This is a genomic window from Paenibacillus yanchengensis (genome assembly GCF_042684845.1).
Classification (GTDB): domain Bacteria; phylum Bacillota; class Bacilli; order Paenibacillales; family Paenibacillaceae; genus Pristimantibacillus; species Pristimantibacillus yanchengensis.
Genome location: NZ_JBHUMH010000014.1, coordinates 57263 through 79605, shown reverse-complemented (window position 1 = coordinate 79605; position 22343 = coordinate 57263). Strand labels below are relative to the sequence as shown.

The window sequence follows — 22343 nt, the reverse complement described above, 5'->3', positions numbered from 1 at the left end:
TCACCTCTTTGTAGTCATTGCCTCTCTCATGTAAGCTACTTCTTGTTGCAAAGTAGGGATAAGGAGATTTAAATTGCTGTCATGATAAAAAGGTTGGAAATTCAGTACGCCGTCGAAATGGACCTTGTGCAAATGTTCCGCAATATGATGCCAATTCGTAACACCTTCCTGACAAGGTGCCCAATGTTTGCTCCATCCTTTACTTTCCGTCGATGTAGCTGTTTCGTCCCACCGATAACGTCCATCTTTTATTCCAATGGCAGCCAAATAGTTGCCTAACGTAGCAAAAGCACGTGGCCAGTTGTCGCTACCTTCAAAAAATTGATTGCCAGGATCAGGCATCACTCCGATATATTGCGATGGCAATCCATCGACTAATGCCAAAGCAGCATAGGAATGATGGATGAGCATCTGATCACCATGATGAATATGATAGACAGCTTTTATATTGTATTTTTCACATAATTCGGCTAATTGCTGCATTTCTCTTCGAGCTTGTTCTACTTGTGCAAATAAAGGCTGGTGCTGGTCATATACAAAATAAGCCATGCGAAAACTTCGGATACCGATGTCAGACATTACTTTTAATGGTGTTTCATCGTTAATAAGCATAGTAGGTGTATAAGCAGTCGTGGCAAATTCTACTTGTAGTTGTTTGCGCTGCATTGCTGCTACAAAAGCTGGAGCTTCTGTTACTAGTTGTTCCGTTGTTACCCAGTATTGGTCACGAATCATCAGATCAACCGCGTCAAATCCGCATTCTACCGCAATATTTGCTAGCTGCTCCACACTACATTTTTGAAAAAACTTTGGAAACAAGCTATATAACATCTTACTCATCAATATCTCTCCTTACGAACGTATGTGCGATCTGTTTTACGCTAAATGCTCAAGCATATCCCACGTCACGATCATTTTCGGTTTATCCCCTTGGATAAAAGCTCGAATATCTTCGACTGCTTGATTACCGATATGATAACTTTCACCACCAGCAAGATGGGAAGTGTAGATACAATTGCTTAAGTTACGAATCGGGTTATTCATTTCGGCAGGTTCAGGGCTAGATACGTCTAAAAATGCAAACAATCGTCCTTTTTCTAACTCTTGAATAAGCGCTTGTTCGTCAATACAATCTCCACGAGAGGAATTGATAAATACGGTATCATCTCTCATCGCTTGGAATTGTGCTTTGCCCATCATATGACGAGTACTTACCGTCATTGGAGTATGCATCGTAATCGCATCACAGCGCTTACATAGCTCCATTAAGTCATCGACTTTGGTCGCACCTAATTCCGTAGCAGCTTCTGCTGAAAGAAACGGATCGTAGATTAAAATATTAGCACCGAATGGACGAAGCAGCTGTAGCACTTGACGACCAACTTGTGAAGCTCCAATAACACCGATAGTGGAAGCAGCCAAATACAATTTGTTAGGTTGCGGTTGACGGAACTCGGTTTGATTCGTCTGAGCATTAGGAATAATTCGGCGTAGCCCGATAATTAATTCGCCTAAAACCATTTCAGCGACTGTTTTACCGATAGCGGGAGCACAGGAAGCGATTTGCAAATTATTTTGTTCCATTAGTGGTTTGATATCCGTGGTGAAAAAACGTTTTACCGAACCGGCTGCATGTTGCCACAGCTTTAAAGAAGGACAATTTTCTAGTATATATCTTGTTGGCGGTGCTGTACGCCAAGAGCTAACAGCTACCTGACAATCCTTTAATAATTCAGCTGCTTCTAATTCGGAGAGATGTTGATCGGTCTCATTCCATTTTACCTGTGCCATTGCTTCTAATTGTTTACGACTTTCTTCAGAAAATATAGTAGACTGCATACTTTTGGGTAATAATATACCTACAGTTGTCATTGTTATATTGCCTCCTTAGAGATTGGATTTATAGTCAATATAACAGATCGATAGTCTAGAACGAATGTCATTAAAGATGCATTACTTGTCATTTTGTTCGAAACGTCAAAAAATTGCTAAAGTAAATGATGATGAAATGGAGGTTTTACACATGTTTATAAATGAAGAAGGAAAAACGTATCAACCGGGGGACATTGTTTATATTCTTTATCGTAATCCTCATGTACAGGATGTTGCTAACGTGCAAGCCGCAGCGGTTGTTAGTCATCCGCAAAATGCAGATGAGTTAGCTATATTTTTGTATGATACGTACTATCCGTTAACAGAAGAGGTTGCGGTGTTTGCCACAGAACAAGAAGCGGAACAAGCATTTCAAGATAGTTTTGGTTTCAGTATGACAGAGGATGGTGAATGGCAATGAGAGGACCTTTTGTACCACAACTTGTCTATTTTGAACCGAAAGCATTGGACTATCCACTTGGACAACAATTGCTAGAGAAGTTTACTCATATGGGATTAGAAATCCGCTATACGACATCACATAACCAAATACGCAATTTACCCGGTGACTCCGATGCTCAGCGCTATCGAATTGCTAAAGCAACTTTAGTCGTTGGCGTTCGCAAAACGTTGAAGTTTGATACATCAAAGCCATCTGCAGAATATGCGATTCCATTTGCTACTGGTTGTATGGGACATTGTCATTATTGTTATTTGCAAACAACGATGGGCAGCAAGCCGTATATTCGTACCTATGTCAATGTCGATGAAATTTTAGCAGCAGCAGATGAATATATGTTGGAGAGAGCTCCGGATATTACAAGATTTGAAGCATCTTGTACTTCAGATATCGTCGGTATCGATCATCTGACACACACTTTGAAGCGGGCAATCGAGCATTTTGGGCAAACAGAACATGGGAAATTACGGTTTGTTACTAAATTTCATCATGTTGATCATTTGTTAGATGCAGCACATCACGGTAAAACAAGATTTAGATTTAGTATAAATGCTGATTATGTCATTAAATATTTTGAACCTGGCACCTCATCGTTAGAGCAACGCATTCAAGCAGCTGGGAAAGTGGCTCGAGCAGGTTATCCGCTTGGTTTTATTGTGGCACCAATTTATTTACACGAAGGTTGGCAAGCAGGATATGAAGCAATGTTTGCACGGTTAGATGCAGAATTAGACAAAGAAGTTCGTAGCGATATAACATTTGAGTTTATTCAGCATCGGTTTACGAAGCCTGCCAAGCGAGTGATTGAGCAGAACTATCCGATGACGAAATTAGAATTGGATGAAGCAAAAAGGCGCTACAAGTGGGGGAAATATGGGATAGGTAAATATATATATCAAAAAGATGAGGAAGAACAAATCAAACAAGTACTTCACTCTGCGATGCAAAAATACTTTCCACAAGCGAAGCTAGAATATTTTACATGAATATGGCTATCCTCAGCAACAAGTAACAAAAACTCGACTTTTTGCTGTTACTCGGAGTATACTATTAGCAAAGGAAATGTCCAAATAACTTTCTTACCTTAGTAAGCTAGCGTTTGGCATAGTATTTTGCAATAGAAAGTGAAAGGAAAGTATCATGTCAAAGAAACCGATTACTATACATGACATTGCAGAGATAGCTAAAGTATCTTCGGCAACCGTATCGCGAGTATTAAGTAATAGCAACTACCCTGTTAGCAAAGAGTTACAAATAAGAATAAGAAAAATTGCTGAGGAATCCAATTATATTCCCAATATGTTAGGCAAGCAGCTGAAAAATAATACGAGCACGACGATAGCAGTTATTATTCCATCTATAAGTAATCCTTTCTATTCTTCGGTTGTACAAGGCATTGAGGAAACGGCTAGAGAAAATAACTATACTGTTATTACTTGTAATTCTCAGCAGGACCCTGCTTTGGAGGAAGAATATATCCGCACGATTATGCAAAAACAGATTAAAGGGCTTATTATTTCATCGATTAGTGATGATAAAACATTATTGCGTAGTTGTATGCAAATGGGATTAAATGTTGTTGCGATTGACCAAGTGATTGAAGAGGATCAAGTTTCTCAAATTAAATTTAATTATGAGAAAGGCGGTTACATGGGAACGAAACATTTGATTGAACTAGGTCACCGCCAGATTACTTATTTAACCTCTAAACTTGACCGTCCAAGTCGAAGAAGCATTTACAAAGGCTATAAAATTGCGATGGAAGAAGCTGGTTTAGCGCCGGTATCGATAGAATCTGGAGCAGAAGAACTATATAATGCTATCCATGATTTCGATCTAGGGAAGAAACTAGCAGATAAAGTATTGGCGTTGTCCGACAAACCATCGGCATTATTTGTATGTAACGATATGATGGCATTTGGTGTTATTAATCGATTAGCGGACAAAAATATGCAAGTACCTGAGCATATATCTGTCATTGGTTTTGATGGTATAGATTTTGGCATGATGATTCATCCCGCACTAACTTCCGTGAAGCAACCAGATTATGAAATGGGAAAAATGTCTTGCAAATTGTTATTCGATAAAATTAATAATGAAGCAGTAGCTGCCTATGACATCGTATTGCAACCACAATTAGTCATTCGAAAATCGGTGAAACCATTACAGTAATTTACTGACATTAAAATATCTAAATTATGAACATTATTAGAAAGTCCAAAAAAAACTAGACAGTCTTACAAGAGTTATGTATCATAAGTGATAGAAATCGATTTCTATAGAAGGAATTGCTGGTGCTAGGAGGTAGATTGGAACAATGAGCAGAAGCTGGCGAGGAAGAGATATTATGACGGGAGACGCTGTAGAAGTAGTTGCTGAACAAGGAGTCATTACTTCTATACGTCCAATAAAAGTAGATCAACAACAACTTCCTTGGCTATCACCAGGTTGGTTTGATCTTCAGGTGAATGGTTTTGGTAGTTATGATTTGAACAAACAAGAAATGACAGAAGAAGATATTGCCGGAACTACGAAAGCGCTCTATAAAGAAGGCACTGCCTTATATTTGCCTACTGTTATTACTGGAGCTATGGACAGAATGAAGCAAGGATTGGCAACCATTGCTGCTTATCGCAATTGCTCAGAAGTTAATAGAGCTGCAATACCAGGTATTCATTTGGAAGGACCTTTCATTTCGAGTGAAGATGGTAGTAGAGGTGCACATCCAAGAGAACATACCTGTGATCCAGATTGGGAGAAATTCGAACAACTGCAAGCAGCAGCTGATGGATTGATTCGGATGGTCACATTAGCGCCAGAGCGAGAAGGTGCGATACCATTTATTGAGAAATTAGTTGCTGACAACGTCATTGTAGCAATTGGGCATACAAAAGCGACCGGGGAGCAAATTACAGCAGCCGTTGAAGCTGGCGCAACGGTCAGTACGCATTTAGGCAATGGATCGGAGCCGATGTTACCAAGACATCCCAATTATATTTGGCAACAGCTAGCGGAAGATCGACTATGGGCGACATTTGTTCCAGATGGACATCATTTGAGTCCAGAAGTATTGAAGGTAATGCTACGAGCAAAAGGAAAGCGTTCTATTTTCGTTAGTGACACGACCCAATTCGGTGGCATGAAGCCTGGTGTTTATCGCAGTTTGATCGGCGGTGAAGTACGACTAACGGAAGCGGGAAGGCTGCATACACTGAGCAATTCGAACATATTAGCAGGATCGGCGATGTCTTTTATTGATGGATTTGAAACGGTATTGCATAAGACAGATATGGATATGGTTGAGTTAATAGAAGCGATGACGAGCAGACCAGCGCAAGTGATGCAGATGGACGATAGAATCGGAAAACTGCAAGTGGGATTACAAGCTAATTTGACGATATTTCAATATGAGCAAACGATAGATGCTAGGCCTACGATTGTAGAAACAGTTGTTCATGGTGAAAGCGTATATAAAGCCGAGAATGGAGTATAGTAGGATTTTATACGATAAAACGTACAAACATTCAATTAAGTACTGGAGGAGTTCAAGTTTATACGAAATATCATATAAAGCGACTCCGATAATAGGTTAAGCATAAGGATTTTATACGATAAAACAAACAAACAACCACAATTTGGTTGATCGGAATGCAACTTTATAAGAAAAAACGTACAAACTTACTGTTCCATTCATTGATCTTGAACATGACCTAGTTATAACATGAAATAACCATTAATCGTTTATATGTTTATAAATCGAAAAAGTAAACAAACAATAACTAATCAAGTAATCGATTACTAAAATAATATCTAAACATTTAGTATAATTGGTATTTAAAAGAGTGTAACTATAAATTTAGGATAGATTGAGATGTATTTCTAAAAAATAGTGATTGTTTTGTATGACGTAATTAGTAAGTAGGTTTAAATAGTTAGAAATCGATTACTTTGTTGTAATCGTTCTCTATATAGAATTATGGATGATAAAAAAGGAGTGATTAGTTTGAACAGTAAAAAAGGGTTGTTTCTCGTACTGCTTTCTATGATGTTGGTATTAGCAGCATGTGGCGGAGGCGGTGGAAGTAGCAATGGAAATGAGACAAATGGAAGTGCTACGAATGGGTCAGGGGAGTCAAGCGGGCAAAAAAATAATGAGACTGAAAAACCGGCTAAAAAAGTAAAATTAAAAATTGGTTTGCCAGGTAGCTACGATGTTACGAGTAAAGAAATTATGGATAAGTTTATTGAAACTCACCCGCATATTGATGTAACGATTCAAGAAGCGCCTTGGGGAGACTTTACTTCAAAAATTGCAGCACAAATTGCTGGTAATACGATGCCAGACGTTTGGTTTCAAGAAAACGCAGCAGTTCTCGGTTATGGAAAACGTGGCGTTGCAGAAGATTTGACACCGTATCTTGCACGTGACATTGATGCTGCTCAGTATATTGATGGTTTGTTCTCTGCTCGTTCACCAGAAGGTAACGTTTGGGGAGTTCCACATGGTATCAATCCGGTTGCGCTAGCATTTAACAAAGCTGCATTCGAAAAAGCTAACGTAGATTTGCCAACGGATGAATGGACATTTAATGATTTGATTGAAAGTGCGAAGAAGTTAACGATTGGTACAGGTAAAAATGTCGAGCAATATGGATTTATCGGCTCTTATGCGATTACAAATGGTTGGTATCCGTGGATGAAACAAGCTGGTGGATCAGCACTAGATGAAACAATGAAAAAGTCTAATTTTGATAGTCCAGAAACACTTGCAGGATTGAAGCAATTAGATCAAGGAATTAAAGAAGGATACTTCACAAACAATGATTTTGTAAAAGCTAATGGCGGAGATATGGAAGTATTTGCAGGTGGTAAGGCTGCTATGTTCTTTATGCAATATAGTTTGCAAGTGAATATGAACGAAAGTTTTGCTGATGTAGATTGGGATGTTGTGAAAATGCCAAAAGCGGTAGATGGCAAACGTTATGTTCCGATGGTAGCAAATACTTGGTTAATTTCTTCTCGAGCAAAAGATGAAGCAAAAGAAGCGGCATGGGAGTTTTTGAAATTTTATTTAGGTGATGAAGCACAACAAATAGTAGCAGAGAGTGGTTCCACATTACCTGTCAAGCAGTCTGCTTATGATGTTATTGAGCAAAGTACAACAAAACCAGCGAACAAAAAAGCTTTCACCGATGGTATTGCTGAAGGTGGTACAACGTTAGATGAAAACGCATCATGGAGTGAGTGGCGCCTGATTGTACAACAGCAAGTAAATGAAGCAATTGTTCACGGCAATATTTCAGTGGAAGAAGCTTTAGCTGACATTCACCCGAAAGTGCAAGAAGTACTAGATCAAAACGAATAAGCTGATCGTCGAAATGATAAACAAGGAGGGTGTCCTATGATACCCTTCCTATGAAAAACATAAACTTATTGCTAGCTATTTTAATTCTGTTTATCGGTAAGTTTTAGGAAAGGTGGTCGGCTTATGCATAAACAGGGATATTGGGGTTATATTTTTACCTTGCCTTTTATATTGAATATTTTGGTATTTGTATTATTTCCGTTTATTTTCTCTGGTTATATTTCGTTTACGCAATGGGATTTGTTTAACGCGCCAGAATGGGTAGGTCTGGATAACTGGATAAATGTGCTGAAAAAAGAAGAGTTTTGGATTTCGATGCGTAACGTATTCGTCTTTGCTTTAATTTTCGTACCGATCCAAACGTTATCTGCCTTTTTAATAGCCTTTTTGCTTAATCAAGCCATTCGTGGCAAGTCATTATTCCGTTTATTTTATTTCTTACCGGTTGTTACTCCTTGGCTAGCTGGTGGTGTCGTATGGTCATGGATGTTTAATTACCAGTATGGAGTTATTAACTGGGTGCTAGAGTTTATCGGGTTTGATCCGGTGCGATGGCTCGATAACAAAAACTGGATCATCGTTATTACAACGATTGCACTCGTTAATGTCTGGAAAGGTGTCGGTCAATCAATGATCATTTTACTTGCCGGCATGCAGAATGTTCCGAAAGAAGTGTTGGAAGCAGGGCAAATTGATGGTGCTTCTGGGTGGAAGCAACTTACTCATATTGTGTTCCCAATTGTTACACCGATGATTTTCCTTGTCATGATTTTATCTACCATATCTGCTTTCCAAGCGTTTGACGTATTTTTAGGATTGTTCGGCAGTATTACTACAGGAATTTCTGAAGCGAATATGGTACCAAACTTAACGATTTATCGTGATGCATTTTTATTGTTCAAAATGGGTCCAGCATCTGCAACAGCTTGGCTATTGTTCTTCGTTATTTTAGCCATCACTTTGTTCCAACGTTACTTTGAGAAAAAGTGGGTGCACTATGACTAAGAATACTCCTTTACCAATAAAAATAGTGTTGTATATATTGTTGCTAGCGGGAGCATTTGTGATGGTATTTCCATTTATATGGATGCTCTCCACGTCACTAAAAACAGTCGGAGCCATTGCAGAAATGCCACCTAAATTAATTCCTAGTCCTATCGATTTTAGCAACTATGTGACAGCGTGGAATAAAGTAAACTTTGGTCGATACACACTAAACAGTTTCATTATCGTTGTTTTTGATTTGGTCGGGGCACTACTTTCGTCCGCTATGGTGGCATTCGGACTGGCGATGTACCAATTTAAACTCCGTGGACCACTATTTGTCATTATGCTGGCAACGATGATGGTTCCAAGTCAAGTAACAATGATTCCTACGTACTTTATTTGGAAGGAATTAGGTGGACTAGATTCATTCGCACCTTTAATTGTTCCTAGTTTCTTAGGAGGAGCATTCGGCATATTTTTGATGCATCAATTTCTTAAGTCACTTCCAAAGGAATTGTATGAGTCGGCAACTATTGATGGAAGTAGCCCGCCAGGAATTTTCTTTAGAATATATTTACCATTGGCTAAGCCAGCTTTGGCGGCACTTGCAGTCTTTACATTTATGGGTGCGTGGAACAATACTTTGGGACCACTTATTTATTTACAGACAAAAGAACTATATACGTTGCCACTTGGTTTACTTTATTTGAAATCAGAGAACGTCAATCAAGCACTGTTGATGGCGGGATCGGTTATTACAACAGCTCCAGTGGTCGGTGTATATTTAATTGCCCAAAAACAGTTTGTTGAAGGGATCGCTTCTACAGGTATAAAAGGTTAATAGCAAAAAAACAGTAGTTACTAGACGTTACGTTCAGGAGATGACATTCGCTATGAAAAAATATGTGCTGGTCGGAGCAGGTTCACGAGCTTTATTTATGTTTGCGAAACCTATGGCAAAGGATTGGAACCATATCGTTGATTTTTGCGGAGTATTTGATACTAACCTAGTACGTGCTAACTTGCTAAGCAAGGAGTGCGGTGGTATTCCAGTATTTACTGATTTTCACGATATGCTCGCTAAAACAAGACCAGATACAGTAATTGTTGCGAGTACAGACGATACGCATCACTACTATATAATAGAAGCTTTGCATGCTGGTTGTGATGTTGTATCGGAAAAACCGATGACGATTGATGAAGAGAAAACGAGACAAATTTATGCAGCAGAACAAGCAAGTGGTAAGCAAGTGACGGTGACGTTTAACTTACGGTTCGCACCATACTTTTCGACGGTGAAACAGCTATTGCAAGATGGCATTATTGGCGACATTTATCATATGAACATGGAATGGTTTTTGGATCGTGATCATGGTGCGGACTATTTCCGTAGATGGCATGCAGAACTGGGCAAAAGCGGGGGCTTACTCGTTCATAAGTCGACGCATCACTTTGATATTTTAACTTGGTGGGCAAATAGTGCACCTAAACAGCTACAAGCTTTTGGAAAAAGAAGAGTATATGGTGATCATGGTCAACCAAAAGGTGAGCGTTGTATGACTTGCGATTACACTGCCGATTGCGCATTTTATAAAGATATTACGAAAGACGATTTTATGAATCAATATTATGTTGGTGCTGAAGCAGAGGATGGGTATTATCGAGATCGTTGTTTGTTCGATGAACGAATTGATATTTACGATACGATGAGCGTCAACTTAGAATATGCCAATGGTATTTTGTTGAACTATTCTTTAGTTGCTTATAGCCCTTATGAAGGATTCAGAGCAACGATTAATGGTAGCAAAGGTAGATTGGAATTAAGTAACATTTATCGTAGTGCAGATATGAAAGAAGCGGATCAGAACACGATTGTTTTATATAAAGAAGATGGTTCAAAAGAAATTATGGAAGTTGTTTCGGAAGCTGGCGGTCATGGTGGCGGAGATGCGAAGCTACTGCAAGCTATTTTTGAAGGTGGTGTAAGTGATCCATTAGGGCAACAAGCAAATAGTTCAGCAGGTGCAGAATCATTGATGATTGGTGTAACTGCCAACCGTTCGATTGCCGAAGGAAATCCATTGTTGCAAATACCAACGGTTAGTGAATTACGAGGTTAATCGTGGCAGGCGTAAGACGGCTAATAGTTTGCTTGTGCAGCGAATAGATGGGAGAGCAATAGGATGAACAGCTTGGCAAACCAACATCAGAGCCACTTAGAAAAATTGGAGCAATATGTGTGCACCTTATATGAAACGAAAGATCAGCTACGTGATCATATATACAAACGAGCAGAACGAGCATTTCGTGCTGGCGAAGAAGCGAGAGCAGCTATTACTACGATTGATTCGTGGAAAAATCGTAAACAACAAGTGAAACAGGCATTCTATGAGTCAATTGGTATGGAAGAGAAGCAGCAATCAGTTAAGCGACCAATAGCTCCACCTGTGCAACTAGTGACAACGATCGAGCATGATGATTACATCGTCGAAAAGCTGCTGCTGGAAGTGCGACCGAAACATTTTGTTACAGCACTTTTATACAAGCCAGTTTGTACGATGGATATAGCTCCAAATACGTATCCGGCAGTGTTGTTTTTAAGTGGGCATGAATATGAAGCGAAGCATTCGGACTATTATCATCGCGTATGTTTACGGTTCGTGCAAGCTGGCATGATCGTACTAGCCATCGATCCAATCGGGCAAGGAGAACGGATAAGCGGTATGACCGATAGCGAAGATCAGCCCGTATGGGGTACTGGTGAACATCAGCGATTAGGCGTGCAATGTTATGCATTAGCAACTAGTATTGCTCATTATTTTGTCGATGATGCGCAGCGAGCGATTGATTATTTGGTTAGTAGAGCTGATGTTGATTCGAGCAAAATAGCAGTGACAGGAAATTCTGGTGGCGGAACGCAGACGGCAATGATGATGCTGACCGATGAACGGATTGCGGCGGCAGCTCCAGCTACCTTCATTATGAATCGAGAGCAGTATTTGCTTGCTGGTGGAGTACAGGATGCAGAACAAGTTTGGCCTGGCTTCACGGCTGCTGGCTTTGATCATGAAGATATATTACTAGCATTTGCACCGAAGCCGACGTTAGTTTGTGCTGTTGCATATGATTTCTTTCCTATAGAAGGGGCGGAGCAAACGGTGGCAAATAGTCGTAAGTATTGGGAGATGTTTGCCAAAGCAGAGTTATTACAGCTAGCGACTGATCAATCACTCCACCGCTATACCGATCGATTGGCTTGTCAGGCAGCGACATTTTTTATTCGTCACTTGCAAGCGAAAGAGCAACTGCCTTCGGAATTGTGGCTGACATCGTTTGCAGCTGCCGAGATTGAACCGTTACCAGCGATGACAACGGAACAACTGCTTGTTACAACAACGGGGCAAGTGCGAACGAGTATCGCAGATGCTCGACTGATTACAGATGAGCTACGTATTTTGGGGCAACAGCTTGGTGAACAACGAACAGCACAATATGAGCAGCAGCCGTTAGATTATGCGCAAAAAGTATTCCAGTGGCTAGAGCAACGAGTAGTAGATCATTGCGCCCGCAAGCCAGTCAATTTTAAGCCACGCTTTGTAAAAGTAGATACGATAGATGAGATTGAAGTGCAATATTGGTTGTGGTGGTCGCAAAAAGATGTATTAAATAGTGGCTATTTGTTTCGCAAAGTACCATCGAGTAATCGGCAAACGTCGTCTTCATCGCAACCGATAGCAGTCGCTGTTTGGCCACGTGGTACGACTATGCTGCAACCATATTGGACATGGATCGAAGCACGTTGTAATGATGGGGAAGACGTATTAGTTGTTAATGTATCTGGCGAAGGACCGCATGAGCCTCATCCATTGTATAACAAACCAAACTATCTCTTTTTTGGAAAAGTACACAAGCTTGCAGATGAATTGCTATGGCTAAATGATAGTTTGGCAGCTCTGCGAACGTATGATGTTGTACGAGCGATACAGTTTGTTCGAGAGCATCTAATCAAAGACGAGCAGCAAAAAGTTGTGCTATATGGATGTGGATTATTTGAATTGTATACGAAGCTAGCAGCTGTACTAGCAGTTGTGCCGCATCATTTCATAGAACGGTCTGATTTTACAGTCGAGAAGTGGATATTTGATCATATGCAAGCAGAAGAAGATGTAATGAGTGTTATCTTTCCAAAGATTTTAAAATATATAGACTTAGAGCAGTTGCCTGAAAGGGTGGGAGAAAAACAATGACAAAGCCGATAACCATTACGCTAATCGGGGCTGGCCTTAGAGGGATGATTTACAGTAAATATGCTGCCGATCACAAGACGGGAATGAAAATAGTAGCAGTAGCGGAACTGGACGAATTTAAACGTAATCGAGCAAAAGATCAGTTTGGCATTGCGGACGAGAAAGTGTTCCATAGTTGGGATGAACTATTCACACAGCCGAAACAATCAGATGCCGTATTTATTTGTACACGAGATAAGGACCATTATGTGCCAGCAAAGTTAGCATTGGAAGCAGGCTATGATGTCATGCTAGAAAAACCAATGTCACCAGATTGGCAGGAATGTATTGAATTAGAGCAAATAGCTGAGAAACACGATCGTATTTTGACGATTTGTCACGTACTACGCTATTCGCCGTTTTTTCAAACGATCAAAACGTTGCTTACGGATGGAAGAATAGGAAAACTAGTAACGATTCAACATAACGAAAACGTTGGTTACTGGCATCAAGCGCATAGCTATGTACGTGGTTATTTTAACCGGGTCGAAGATTCTTCACCGATGATATTAGCGAAAAGCTGTCATGATATGGATTTAATTCAATGGTTTGCTGGTGGAGCATGCTCTAGCGTTGCTTCCTATGGACGACTATCTTATTTTCGACCAGAAAATGCGCCTCCAGGTGCGCCGAAATATTGTATCGAAGGTTGTCCTGTACAGGAAACTTGTGTCTACTATGCTCCGGATACGTACATGATTGAAAACGGGGGGTGGAAAGCGGAAGCAGCAACTCGTGATCCAAGCTATGAAGCAAAGCTTAAAGCGATGCAAGAAGGACCTTTCGGTCGTTGTGTGTTCCACAGTGATAATGATGTTGTCGACAACCAAGTAGTTGCGATGGAATTCGATAACGGAGTAAGTGCTGTATTTACGATGAGTGCTTTTACGGAAAAGTCCAATCGTACGTTGAAATTGATGGGAACCGAAGGCGAGATTAGAGCTACGATGGAAACAAATGAAATTGAAATTCGTCGTTTCGGTAGCGGGAAACAAGAAGTAATTAAACTAGTTGATCCGGAAGGTCATATCGGTCATGGCGGTGGAGATCGCCGATTAGTCGAAGATTTTGCACGTACGCTAAGAAATAGAGATAGCAAAAGCAGTGCAACATCAGCAAAAGCTTCTGTACAAAGTCATTTGATGGCCTTTGCGGCAGAACGTTCAAGGGTAGAGAAAAGAATGGTTCAACTGGATGAATTCAAACTGGAGAGGGAATGAATACACGATGCAAATTAACATTTTTGGTACAGCAGATAGAAGTGGATTAGAGGCAGCAAAAGTAAGTGCGCAAATATTAGAAGCAGCCATTGCTAAACAAGGAAACGCACGTATCGTATTATCAACAGGTGCATCACAATTTGCTTTTTTGGAGCACTTTATTAAGATGGATATCAAATGGGACAAAGTTGAAATGTTCCACTTGGATGAATATATTGGTTTGCCAGAGTCACACGTTGCGAGTTTTCGTAAATATTTAAAAGAAAGATTTTTGCAATTTGTGTCTATTAAACAAGCTCACTTGGTTAATGGGGAAGTGGATCCTGTACAAGAAGTAGCACGACTGAATGAAGAAATCTCTAAAGCTCCTATTGATCTAGCATTGATTGGTATAGGCGAAAATGCGCATATTGCATTTAATGATCCTCCGGCAGATTTTGTAGATGAAGCACCATATAAAGTAGTAAACTTGAACGATACATGTAAAATGCAACAAGTGGGCGAAGGCTGGTTTGCTACGTTGAATGATGTACCAAAACAAGCGATTACGATGGGTGTGCAACAAATACTGAAAAGTAAGCATATCATTTCTGTCGTTCCAAATTTGGCAAAAGCGGATGCCGTAGTAAATACATTGAGCGGCAAAGTAGACCCACTCGTACCGGCTACTATATTAAAAACACATGACAATTGGCAATTATATTTGGATCAACATTCCGCTTCGAAAGTAGTGCAGTGGTGTGACGAATAATTAAATAGAGCAAGTATAATGCGCTCCCAAGCTAATATCATTTAGCAAGGGAGCGTTATTTATTGTATGAACATAAGAAAATATGTCCAAGCACTGTTGGCTATCTTCACATATATTACAGCATACGTAATAAAACCAATTGCGTATTAATATGTTAATAAGCAGGAGGCGGTTGGTGTGCCTGACAAGGAGATCCAGTTAGAAATATTACAACGATTAACTAGAGTAGAAACACAACTTGGTGATATGAATAAAGAGTTTGATAGAAGTAGACATGCTAATCAATTAGTTATTGAAGCGATGTCGCTTGTTAAAAATTCTATTAGCCGTTTAGAGAAAATAGAAGATAATCAAAAATGGTTATGGCGAACTATCACTGGAGCTGTCGTCGTTGCTGTTGTCAGTTTTATTATCGGTGGCGGTTTAAATTTGTAACCAATAGTAAAAATAAATGGTTGTGGTAAGCGCAGCGCACTATATCACAACCATTTATATGCAATAGTATATTATCTACTTTTGTACATTAAGGACTTACTTCTAGCAGCTTGGTTTTGTTTGGCAAATGATGAATAGTACGAATAAAGCGGATCGTTCTCGTTTTGGCACGCATAACGAGCGAGTGCGTTTCGGCTGACTCGTTGGCAAGGTAACGGACACCTCCAAGAAACTCCCCAGAAGTAACCCCTGTTGCTGCAAAAATAACGTCCTCTGTACCAATCATATCTTCCATCGTCAAAATGCGATACGGATCATGGATTCCCATTGTAATGCATCGTTCATATTCGGTAGCATCTGCTGGCATTAGTCTTCCTTGTAATTCTCCACCCAAACATTTGAGCGCAGCGGCTGCTAATACTCCTTCGGGAGCGCCTCCTGAACCAACGTAGAGATCAACGCCTGCTTCGCTAAATGCTGGTGCCATCGCTCCTGCAACATCACCATCGCTCAAAAATTTAATTCGAACGCCAATTTTACGCAGCAATTTAATAATGGATTCATTACGAGCACGATCTAACACCATAATAGTCATATCCGCTACATTTTTTTGGAGCAATTCTGCTGCTCTATATACGGTAGTTTCGAGTGGATCAGCTATACTTAGTTTGCCAGCTAGTGCCGGACCACATGCAAGTTTTTCCATGTACATATCTGGTGCGTGTAATAGCTGTCCTTTACTGGCAACTGCGATAACAGAGAGCGCATTATTTAACCCTTTGGCAACGATTTCAGTTCCTTCCAAAGGATCGACCGCTACATCAACTTCTGGTCCCATCGTATTTCCGACTTTTTCACCGATATAGAGCATCGGTGCTTCATCCATTTCACCTTCTCCAATGACAACGGTTCCATCAATAGATACAGAATCAAACATGGCCCGCATAGCAGAAGTAGCCGCTCCATCAGCACTGTTTTTATCGCCTCTCCCTAGCCATGGTGCTGAAGCGAGCGCTGCCATTTCCGTTACTCTCACAATTTCTAATGCTAATTCTCTCTCCATTATTGTTCCCCCTAAGTTTTATACAACAATAAAGATAGTGCTTTGTATTAGTTCAGTTTTAACATAGAAATTTGCAAAAAACAATGTTGGTTCTGATCAAACGCCCTTATACTAGCGCCTTTATAGCACATCAATTATGATACAATAAATGAAAATTGATAAAAAGGGAGGAATTTAGATGCAAATCGTTGTACTTGATGGCTATACGCTTAATCCTGGTGATCTAAGCTGGGCAGCGTTGGAGAAATTAGGGGATGTTACAATCTACGACCGAACTGCTCCAGAACAAGTAGTGATGAGAGCAAAAGATGCAGCAATCGTCTTGACAAATAAAACAGTGCTAACAGCAGAAATATTAGCTCAGCTTCCTAAGCTGCAATATATCGGAGTCCTTGCTACCGGCTACAACGTTGTGGATATCGCCGCAGCAAAGCAGCGTCAAATTATTGTGACGAATATTCCAGATTACAGTACTTATTCAGTGGCACAATTAACATTTGCTTTACTGTTTGAGTTAACGAATCGTGTCCACGATCACGCTAGTGCGGTGCGCAGTGGTGAGTGGGCGAATAGTATTGATTTCTCTTTTACAAAAGGAACGATAACAGAATTATATGGTAAAACATTTGGCATTATTGGTCATGGACAAATTGGGCAACAAGTAGGGCGGATCGCCCAAGCGCTTGGAATGCAAGTGATTACCGTGCGCCGAGCTAGTTCTCCTGCTGAATCACTATATGGGGAAAGCTATGTGACAGAAGAGGAATTGTTAGCACAATCCGATATGATTAGTTTGCATTGTCCACTTACCGTACATACGCAGCAAATGATTAACGAACAAACGATAAGTTTGATGAAGCAGTCGGCTATTTTGATCAATACAGCACGTGGCGGACTTGTAGATGAAGCAGCACTTGCTATGGCGCTGAATAAAGGTCGATTAGCTGGAGCGGCACTTGATGTACTATCGACGGAACCACCAGCAGGAAATAATCCGCTACTTACTGCGGATAACTGTATCATCACGCCCCATATCGCTTGGGCAAGCAAAGAAGCACGAGAACGTTTAATGCAAATTTGTATAGATAATATTGTCGCTTTTCAAGCGGGCGAAGCTAGAAATATAGTGGGGAACTAACTATTTATACTAGGTAAAACAGACTGATCATTTGGCGAAAGTTTCAAAAATGTTACAACAACAACTGTTCGTCTTAGTAATCAAAGAGAATCTTAAAGTTAATTTTACTATTATGGAAAAAATTTTTATTAAGTTTAATGACCTCATCATTATTGGTGAGGTGTATCAAGTTTATATTAATCCTAGTAGTCTTACTTAGCAAGAATAAGAATTAGGTTATAACAATAGATGAGGTTGCCCAGAAAGTCAATGAAAACGGACTACTGGCAGCTTTTTGAGTTCTCTTATTACGCTATTTTCTAGAATCTAGAAGAGCATCGTAGCGTTTGTGTGAAATAACGTATAAACGGTCATGGAAAGTGGCTAGTAACGAAGCGTTTGTGTGAAAAAACGTATAAACGACTTGGGAAGTGGCTAGTAACGAAGCGTTTGTGTGAAAAAACGTATGAACGACTTGGGAAGTGGCTAGTAACGAAGCGTTTGTGTGAAAAAACGTATAAACGGTCATGGGAAGTGGCTAGTAACGAAGCGTTTGTGTGAAAAAACGTATAAACGGTCATGGAAAGTGGCTAGTAACGAAGCGTTTGTGTGAAAAAACGTATAAACGGTCATGGGAAGTGGCTAGTAACGTAGCGTTTGTATGAAATAGTAACAGGTAAGCAACATGCACGAATGCGAAAGGAAACCACCACGGTACTTTTCTAGACACGATAGGACAAACGAAGCTGGATGGAAAAACAATACGTTTTTCTAACCAGCTTTGTTTCATTTTAGGACTTAGTAGATAGCACCTTCTAATATCAATACGTAAGTTATGTTGTCAAGAACTCTATAACTCTATAACTCTATAACTCTATAACTCTATCGTACAAACAACTGGGTAATGATCGGAAGGATATAGTCCTTTGACAGAGTCTCGTCTAATTTCTGTGGATGTTATTGTTAAATCGCTGCTGGCAAATATATAATCGATAGGTTCTCCGTTGAAGCCACCTTCGAACCCATGAAACGTATTACCTGGCTGTAACGATTGTTGATAAAAATATTGATGCCCGTCCTGAACGGTTATCGTATTATCTCCATCTTGCATCGTTGCTTGATGTAGCCATTCCATCGTTGCTGATTCGGCAACGTCGTTAAAATCTCCGGTAAGGATGAACGGTAAGTGATCTTGCTGTCTCTTTTTTGTTATAATCGACCAAATATATTGCATTCCTTCATAACGAGCCAAGCCGCTAAACACATCCAAATGTAAGTTATATATATGTAGTTTTTTACTAGTATCGACTGTACTTTCTACTGTAATCCACGAACAAATCCGAGGCCAACCTGCTCCCCAACCGAGACTTCCAGCTACTTCCGGTGTTTCCGATAGCCAAAACGTCCCTTGATCTACTAGTTTCCACTTATCTGCTTGATAAAAAATGGCGCAATGCTCATCTTCGCCTGTGTCGCTGCGACACTGACCATACCACTTATAGTCTGGTAGTAGTCGTTCCATATCTTCGAGCATATACAGCAGACCTTCTTGTGTACCTACCATATCTGCACCGCTATGTTCAACTAGTTGACATAACTGTTCACAGCGATAACTCCAAGCATTCTGTCCATCGTGAGGTGTTTTGGTTCGAATATTAAAACTCATCACTCTAATTTGCATGGAAAACCCTCGCTTCTATAAATTATGGTGTACTATAGGAAATAATGATACAGGTTTATTTAAGCATAGAGAGAAAACGTTGTCAAAGCTAATATTTTTCGAAATTTACTGCTATAATAGAAGAATAATAAGGTTTTGTAAATACAATCGATGAAATAGCAACAAGAAAGGAAGCTTATGAGCGAACAAAGTGAGTTAGCGAGTCCGTCAGGTAAAGCTGCTGCGAAACAACAACAGCCCAAACAAGTGGTTAAAACGAGTCAGTTACTTTCCTTCTTTTTACCGTTAGGCTTGTCGTCTACATTAGTTACGATTTCTCATGTCATCATTAATAGTACGTTAGCTAGGGCACCTAATCCAGAATTTATTATTGCTAGTTATGCTATTCCGCTTAGTTTTACAACGTTGACAGAACGACCGTTAATATTGTTGCGCCAAACGTGTTCCGCACTAGTGCGAGATCGGGTATCATTTCGTGCTTTGTCGAATATGAGTCTCTATATTTTTGCCAGTATTATATTACTTTGTTTATTAATAGCCTATACACCGCTTGGTGAGTGGGTTTTTCTTTACTTATTTGGCGTTGATGATGCACTATTGCAACCGATTATACAAGTGTATCGTGTATTGATGTTTGTAGCGGTATTTTCGGGAATACGTGGATTATATCATGGTATTATTATTTCCAATATGCGAACGAAGTGGTTAACGATTGGGATGATTTTTAGACTTGCTGCTATGTACGGATTGTCGCTTTACTTTATTCATATTGGGTTGATTAATGGTATAGTGGGAGCCTTTATCTTCTTGGTTGGGATGATGATAGAAGCTGCGATGGCGGTATGGGAAGGCAGAAAATTATTGCGAAAAGTGATTCCCGAAAAGAAAGCCGATCACCCTATCACATCGAAAAAACCAATTTTTCAGTTCTATCGCCCGTTATTATTTTCTTCTTTTTTGGCAGCGATTATTGGTCCAGCAATTAATGCAATGTTAGGTAAAACAAGCAATATTGAGCTGGCGATAGCATCTTTCTCGATAGCTACTAGTGTCAATATGTTAGTACTCAGCTTTTTTTCTTATTTGCATCAAATAATATTGAACTTTTATCGTAAAGATGCACAAACGTCGAAGCGTTTTGTGTTTATCGTTGCATGGATTCCTGGAATACTGAGTTGTTTATTGGGCTTTACTGCCATCGGTCCATTTATATTGACACATGTGATGGGGGTAAGTGGTGATTTATTAACTGCTAGCTTACATACGTTGCGAATCCTTGCTCTGTTTAGTTTAATTTTTCCTTGGATTGATATTTGCAATGGTTATATTATGTTGATCGGTCAGACGAAAGCGATGTTCCGTTCTCAGGTAATGAATGTCATTACGACAGTAACGTTACTTGTAGTCTTCGTATTTCTTGCTCCGGGCTGGAATGGTATGATTGGAGCAATTGCGCAATCGCTCGGTTTATTAGCGGAATTAGTCGTTCTTCTATTGTTTATTCGTTCCTTGAAAAAGGATAGTGCCTACTTATCACCCTAAAATTTTGGTACAATGAAAGTTACTATACTTTTAGGAGGTAGAAAATGAAACGGTTGCCAAAGTATATTCAACAGACACAGGGTAAACTGTGGTTGACCGAGGACGATAGGGACAATTTGAAAATTAGTTACAAAATTAAAGAAGTATTGTTTGAAGCAACTAGTGATTTTCAACATGTGATGATACTAGATTCTGATGATTTTGGTCCCATGCTCGTCTTAGATGGAGCGGTACAAACTACTGCCGAAGATGGTCACATTTATAATGAAATGATTGCTCATGTTCCACTTATTCTTCATCCGAATCCGAAACGTGTACTTATTATCGGTGGTGGAGATTGTGGTGCAGCTCGAGAAGTCGCCAAATATAAGCAGGTCGAACAAATTGATATGGTGGAAATAGATGAACTGGTTGTAAAAGCGAGTAAACAATATTTGCCGCAAGTATCCGGTAATTTGTCCGATCCACGTGTTAACTTTATATTTGCCGATGGCGTAGCGTTCGTGAAGTCAGTAAAGGAAAAGTATGATGTTATTATTGTAGATTCCTCTGATCCAGTAGGACCAGCAGTGCAATTATTTGAATCTGCTTTTTACGAAAACTTACACCGTGCGCTGCATGATGGGGGAATAATGGTTTGTCAAAGTCAATCACCTATATTCCAACCCGATATTATGAAGCAATCTTATGATCGAATCGGTAACATATTTACACATCACCAATTATACACGGCTGTTGTGCCGACGTATCCGGGTGGACTATGGAGTTTTACGATTGGCTCCAAACAACCGCTTCGCTCCGTAGAACAAGTCGTTTTTGATAAAGAAACAAAATATATCAACCAAGCTATTCTAAATAGTTGTTTTCAACTTCCACAGTTTGTGCAAGACTATTTGCAGGGAGAGTTAGTGAGTAGTAGATAGGATTGATGTGTGAGCAAGTGAGTGGTAGATAGAATTAAAGAGTCGGACTAGTGAGTAGTAGATAGAAAGAGAATCCGCTACGAATAGTAGATTAAATGAACGAGCAAGCAAGTAGATGGTAGAAGGAGCGTGTCAGCTGACTGATACGCTTTTGTTAAATTGTGGATAGTGATTGCGAGCTTATAACAAATAAATAATAGTTACTAGTCGATTTTGGCTAGATACATAAAGAAATTTTCTCCTAAAGTGTGTTTCTCATACCAATCGTTCACTTTCTCGACCAGTCCCTGCCCATTTATACGTTTTTTCACACAAAGCTCTAATATTATCGCTAATCGCTGTCCTTTTATACTATATTTCGTATAAAGTCTTTGTTCACGTCGCCGTTAATCGAAGCTCATGCATGGTCAGAAGAATTATTAGGAAAACATACAGAGGAAGGTGAGCAACTAATGGAACTAATGCCAGCTTGGAAACGATGGGGCTATGAAGAAGGTCATCAAGAAGGACGAATAGAATTACAAAAGGAAATAATCGGGAAAATGTTAAACAAAGGGCTGACACCAGAAGATATAGCTAAAATGTTAGAGTTGCCGCTGGACGAAGTAAAAACACAATCAAATAAATAATAACAAACCGTT

Annotated in this window: 21 protein-coding genes; 17 read left to right on the top strand and 4 right to left on the bottom strand. The window is 39.8% G+C overall.

What is annotated here, in order from left to right:
• Window positions 1–840 carry a sugar phosphate isomerase/epimerase family protein gene (locus ACFSTH_RS06540; protein ID WP_377770851.1) on the bottom strand — a complete coding sequence of 280 codons (840 nt, stop codon included), beginning with the start codon at window positions 838–840 and terminating at the stop codon, window positions 1–3.
• 36 nt (window positions 841–876) lie between these two features.
• On the bottom strand, window positions 877–1872 hold the full coding sequence (locus tag ACFSTH_RS06535; protein WP_377770849.1) for a hydroxyacid dehydrogenase: 996 nt from the start codon (window positions 1870–1872) through the stop codon (window positions 877–879).
• Window positions 1873–2023: 151 nt separating this feature from the next.
• On the opposite strand from ACFSTH_RS06535, the gene ACFSTH_RS06530 reads away from it, so the two are divergent.
• From ACFSTH_RS06530 to ACFSTH_RS06475, 12 genes are all read left to right on the top strand, one after another.
• Window positions 2024–2293, top strand: a complete 270-nt coding sequence (locus ACFSTH_RS06530) for a transcriptional regulator SplA domain-containing protein (RefSeq protein WP_377770847.1) — start codon at window positions 2024–2026, stop codon at window positions 2291–2293.
• Entirely contained in the window at window positions 2290–3318 is a 1029-nt protein-coding gene (gene splB, locus ACFSTH_RS06525; RefSeq protein WP_377770972.1) for a spore photoproduct lyase, read from the top strand. Before ACFSTH_RS06530 ends, splB begins: the two co-directional genes overlap by 4 nt.
• A 154-nt stretch (window positions 3319–3472) precedes the next feature.
• Window positions 3473–4504 (top strand): LacI family DNA-binding transcriptional regulator, encoded by a 1032-nt coding sequence (locus tag ACFSTH_RS06520; protein ID WP_377770845.1) that lies wholly within the window; start codon window positions 3473–3475, stop codon window positions 4502–4504.
• Window positions 4505–4649: 145 nt separating this feature from the next.
• Window positions 4650–5825: an N-acetylglucosamine-6-phosphate deacetylase gene (locus ACFSTH_RS06515; protein ID WP_377770843.1), complete on the top strand. Its 1176-nt coding sequence runs from the start codon at window positions 4650–4652 to the stop codon at window positions 5823–5825.
• A 510-nt stretch (window positions 5826–6335) separates the two neighbouring features.
• The gene (locus ACFSTH_RS06510; protein WP_377770841.1) at window positions 6336–7697 is read left to right on the top strand and encodes an ABC transporter substrate-binding protein; all 1362 of its coding nucleotides are present in this window, start codon (window positions 6336–6338) and stop codon (window positions 7695–7697) included.
• Window positions 7698–7820: 123 nt separating this feature from the next.
• On the top strand, window positions 7821–8702 hold the full coding sequence (locus tag ACFSTH_RS06505) for a carbohydrate ABC transporter permease (protein WP_377770839.1): 882 nt from the start codon (window positions 7821–7823) through the stop codon (window positions 8700–8702).
• A complete protein-coding gene (locus ACFSTH_RS06500) occupies window positions 8695–9525 on the top strand; it encodes a carbohydrate ABC transporter permease (protein WP_377770837.1) in 831 nt (276 codons plus the stop codon). The genes ACFSTH_RS06505 and ACFSTH_RS06500 overlap by 8 nt, the downstream gene beginning before the upstream one ends.
• A gap of 52 nt (window positions 9526–9577) precedes the next feature.
• Window positions 9578–10804, top strand: coding sequence for a Gfo/Idh/MocA family oxidoreductase (locus ACFSTH_RS06495; protein WP_377770835.1), 1227 nt, complete (start codon window positions 9578–9580; stop codon window positions 10802–10804).
• Window positions 10805–10867: 63 nt separating this feature from the next.
• Window positions 10868–12931, top strand: coding sequence for an alpha/beta hydrolase family protein (locus ACFSTH_RS06490; protein WP_377770833.1), 2064 nt, complete (start codon window positions 10868–10870; stop codon window positions 12929–12931).
• Window positions 12928–14190 (top strand): Gfo/Idh/MocA family oxidoreductase, encoded by a 1263-nt coding sequence (locus ACFSTH_RS06485; RefSeq protein ID WP_377770831.1) that lies wholly within the window; start codon window positions 12928–12930, stop codon window positions 14188–14190. The genes ACFSTH_RS06490 and ACFSTH_RS06485 overlap by 4 nt, the downstream gene beginning before the upstream one ends.
• A 7-nt stretch (window positions 14191–14197) precedes the next feature.
• The gene (locus ACFSTH_RS06480; protein WP_377770829.1) at window positions 14198–14941 is read left to right on the top strand and encodes a glucosamine-6-phosphate deaminase; all 744 of its coding nucleotides are present in this window, start codon (window positions 14198–14200) and stop codon (window positions 14939–14941) included.
• A 177-nt stretch (window positions 14942–15118) separates the two neighbouring features.
• Complete coding sequence (locus ACFSTH_RS06475; RefSeq protein WP_377770827.1) at window positions 15119–15376, top strand: hemolysin XhlA family protein; 258 nt, start codon at window positions 15119–15121, stop codon at window positions 15374–15376.
• Window positions 15377–15464: 88 nt separating this feature from the next.
• On the opposite strand, the gene glpX is transcribed toward ACFSTH_RS06475, so the two are convergent.
• The gene (glpX, locus tag ACFSTH_RS06470) at window positions 15465–16439 is read right to left on the bottom strand and encodes a class II fructose-bisphosphatase (protein WP_377770825.1); all 975 of its coding nucleotides are present in this window, start codon (window positions 16437–16439) and stop codon (window positions 15465–15467) included.
• Window positions 16440–16617: 178 nt separating this feature from the next.
• Here glpX and ACFSTH_RS06465 point away from each other — a divergent pair, with 178 nt between their 5' ends.
• Both ACFSTH_RS06465 and ACFSTH_RS06460 read left to right on the top strand, forming a co-directional pair.
• Window positions 16618–17577 carry a D-2-hydroxyacid dehydrogenase gene (locus ACFSTH_RS06465; protein ID WP_377770823.1) on the top strand — a complete coding sequence of 320 codons (960 nt, stop codon included), beginning with the start codon at window positions 16618–16620 and terminating at the stop codon, window positions 17575–17577.
• A 378-nt stretch (window positions 17578–17955) separates the two neighbouring features.
• On the top strand, window positions 17956–18117 hold the full coding sequence (locus ACFSTH_RS06460; protein ID WP_377770821.1) for a hypothetical protein: 162 nt from the start codon (window positions 17956–17958) through the stop codon (window positions 18115–18117).
• A 313-nt stretch (window positions 18118–18430) separates the two neighbouring features.
• On the opposite strand, the gene ACFSTH_RS06455 is transcribed toward ACFSTH_RS06460, so the two are convergent.
• Window positions 18431–19237, bottom strand: a complete 807-nt coding sequence (locus ACFSTH_RS06455) for an endonuclease/exonuclease/phosphatase family protein (RefSeq protein ID WP_377770819.1) — start codon at window positions 19235–19237, stop codon at window positions 18431–18433.
• 177 nt (window positions 19238–19414) lie between these two features.
• Here ACFSTH_RS06455 and ACFSTH_RS06450 point away from each other — a divergent pair, with 177 nt between their 5' ends.
• From ACFSTH_RS06450 to ACFSTH_RS06440, 3 genes are all read left to right on the top strand, one after another.
• Window positions 19415–20779, top strand: coding sequence for a multi antimicrobial extrusion protein MatE (locus ACFSTH_RS06450; protein ID WP_377770817.1), 1365 nt, complete (start codon window positions 19415–19417; stop codon window positions 20777–20779).
• Between the two features lie 44 nt (window positions 20780–20823).
• Window positions 20824–21702, top strand: a complete 879-nt coding sequence (gene speE / locus ACFSTH_RS06445; RefSeq protein ID WP_377770815.1) for a polyamine aminopropyltransferase — start codon at window positions 20824–20826, stop codon at window positions 21700–21702.
• Between the two features lie 452 nt (window positions 21703–22154).
• Window positions 22155–22331, top strand: a complete 177-nt coding sequence (locus ACFSTH_RS06440) for a hypothetical protein (RefSeq protein WP_377770813.1) — start codon at window positions 22155–22157, stop codon at window positions 22329–22331.
• The last annotated feature ends 12 nt before the right edge of the window (window positions 22332–22343 follow it).

Bases quoted from the DNA above. Each gene is read 5' to 3' on its own strand.
- ACFSTH_RS06540 (WP_377770851.1), bottom strand. From the start codon at position 840: ATGAGTAAGATGTTATATAGCTTGTTTCCAAAGTTTTTTCAAAAATGT.
- ACFSTH_RS06535 (WP_377770849.1), bottom strand. From the start codon at position 1,872: ATGACAACTGTAGGTATATTATTACCCAAAAGTATGCAGTCTACTATA.
- ACFSTH_RS06530 (WP_377770847.1), top strand. From the start codon at position 2,024: ATGTTTATAAATGAAGAAGGAAAAACGTATCAACCGGGGGACATTGTT.
- splB (WP_377770972.1), top strand. From the start codon at position 2,290: ATGAGAGGACCTTTTGTACCACAACTTGTCTATTTTGAACCGAAAGCA.
- ACFSTH_RS06520 (WP_377770845.1), top strand. From the start codon at position 3,473: ATGTCAAAGAAACCGATTACTATACATGACATTGCAGAGATAGCTAAA.
- ACFSTH_RS06515 (WP_377770843.1), top strand. From the start codon at position 4,650: ATGAGCAGAAGCTGGCGAGGAAGAGATATTATGACGGGAGACGCTGTA.
- ACFSTH_RS06505 (WP_377770839.1), top strand. From the start codon at position 7,821: ATGCATAAACAGGGATATTGGGGTTATATTTTTACCTTGCCTTTTATA.
- ACFSTH_RS06500 (WP_377770837.1), top strand. From the start codon at position 8,695: ATGACTAAGAATACTCCTTTACCAATAAAAATAGTGTTGTATATATTG.
- ACFSTH_RS06495 (WP_377770835.1), top strand. From the start codon at position 9,578: ATGAAAAAATATGTGCTGGTCGGAGCAGGTTCACGAGCTTTATTTATG.
- ACFSTH_RS06490 (WP_377770833.1), top strand. From the start codon at position 10,868: ATGAACAGCTTGGCAAACCAACATCAGAGCCACTTAGAAAAATTGGAG.
- ACFSTH_RS06485 (WP_377770831.1), top strand. From the start codon at position 12,928: ATGACAAAGCCGATAACCATTACGCTAATCGGGGCTGGCCTTAGAGGG.
- ACFSTH_RS06480 (WP_377770829.1), top strand. From the start codon at position 14,198: ATGCAAATTAACATTTTTGGTACAGCAGATAGAAGTGGATTAGAGGCA.
- glpX (WP_377770825.1), bottom strand. From the start codon at position 16,439: ATGGAGAGAGAATTAGCATTAGAAATTGTGAGAGTAACGGAAATGGCA.
- ACFSTH_RS06465 (WP_377770823.1), top strand. From the start codon at position 16,618: ATGCAAATCGTTGTACTTGATGGCTATACGCTTAATCCTGGTGATCTA.
- ACFSTH_RS06455 (WP_377770819.1), bottom strand. From the start codon at position 19,237: ATGCAAATTAGAGTGATGAGTTTTAATATTCGAACCAAAACACCTCAC.
- ACFSTH_RS06450 (WP_377770817.1), top strand. From the start codon at position 19,415: ATGAGCGAACAAAGTGAGTTAGCGAGTCCGTCAGGTAAAGCTGCTGCG.
- speE (WP_377770815.1), top strand. From the start codon at position 20,824: ATGAAACGGTTGCCAAAGTATATTCAACAGACACAGGGTAAACTGTGG.
- ACFSTH_RS06440 (WP_377770813.1), top strand. From the start codon at position 22,155: ATGGAACTAATGCCAGCTTGGAAACGATGGGGCTATGAAGAAGGTCAT.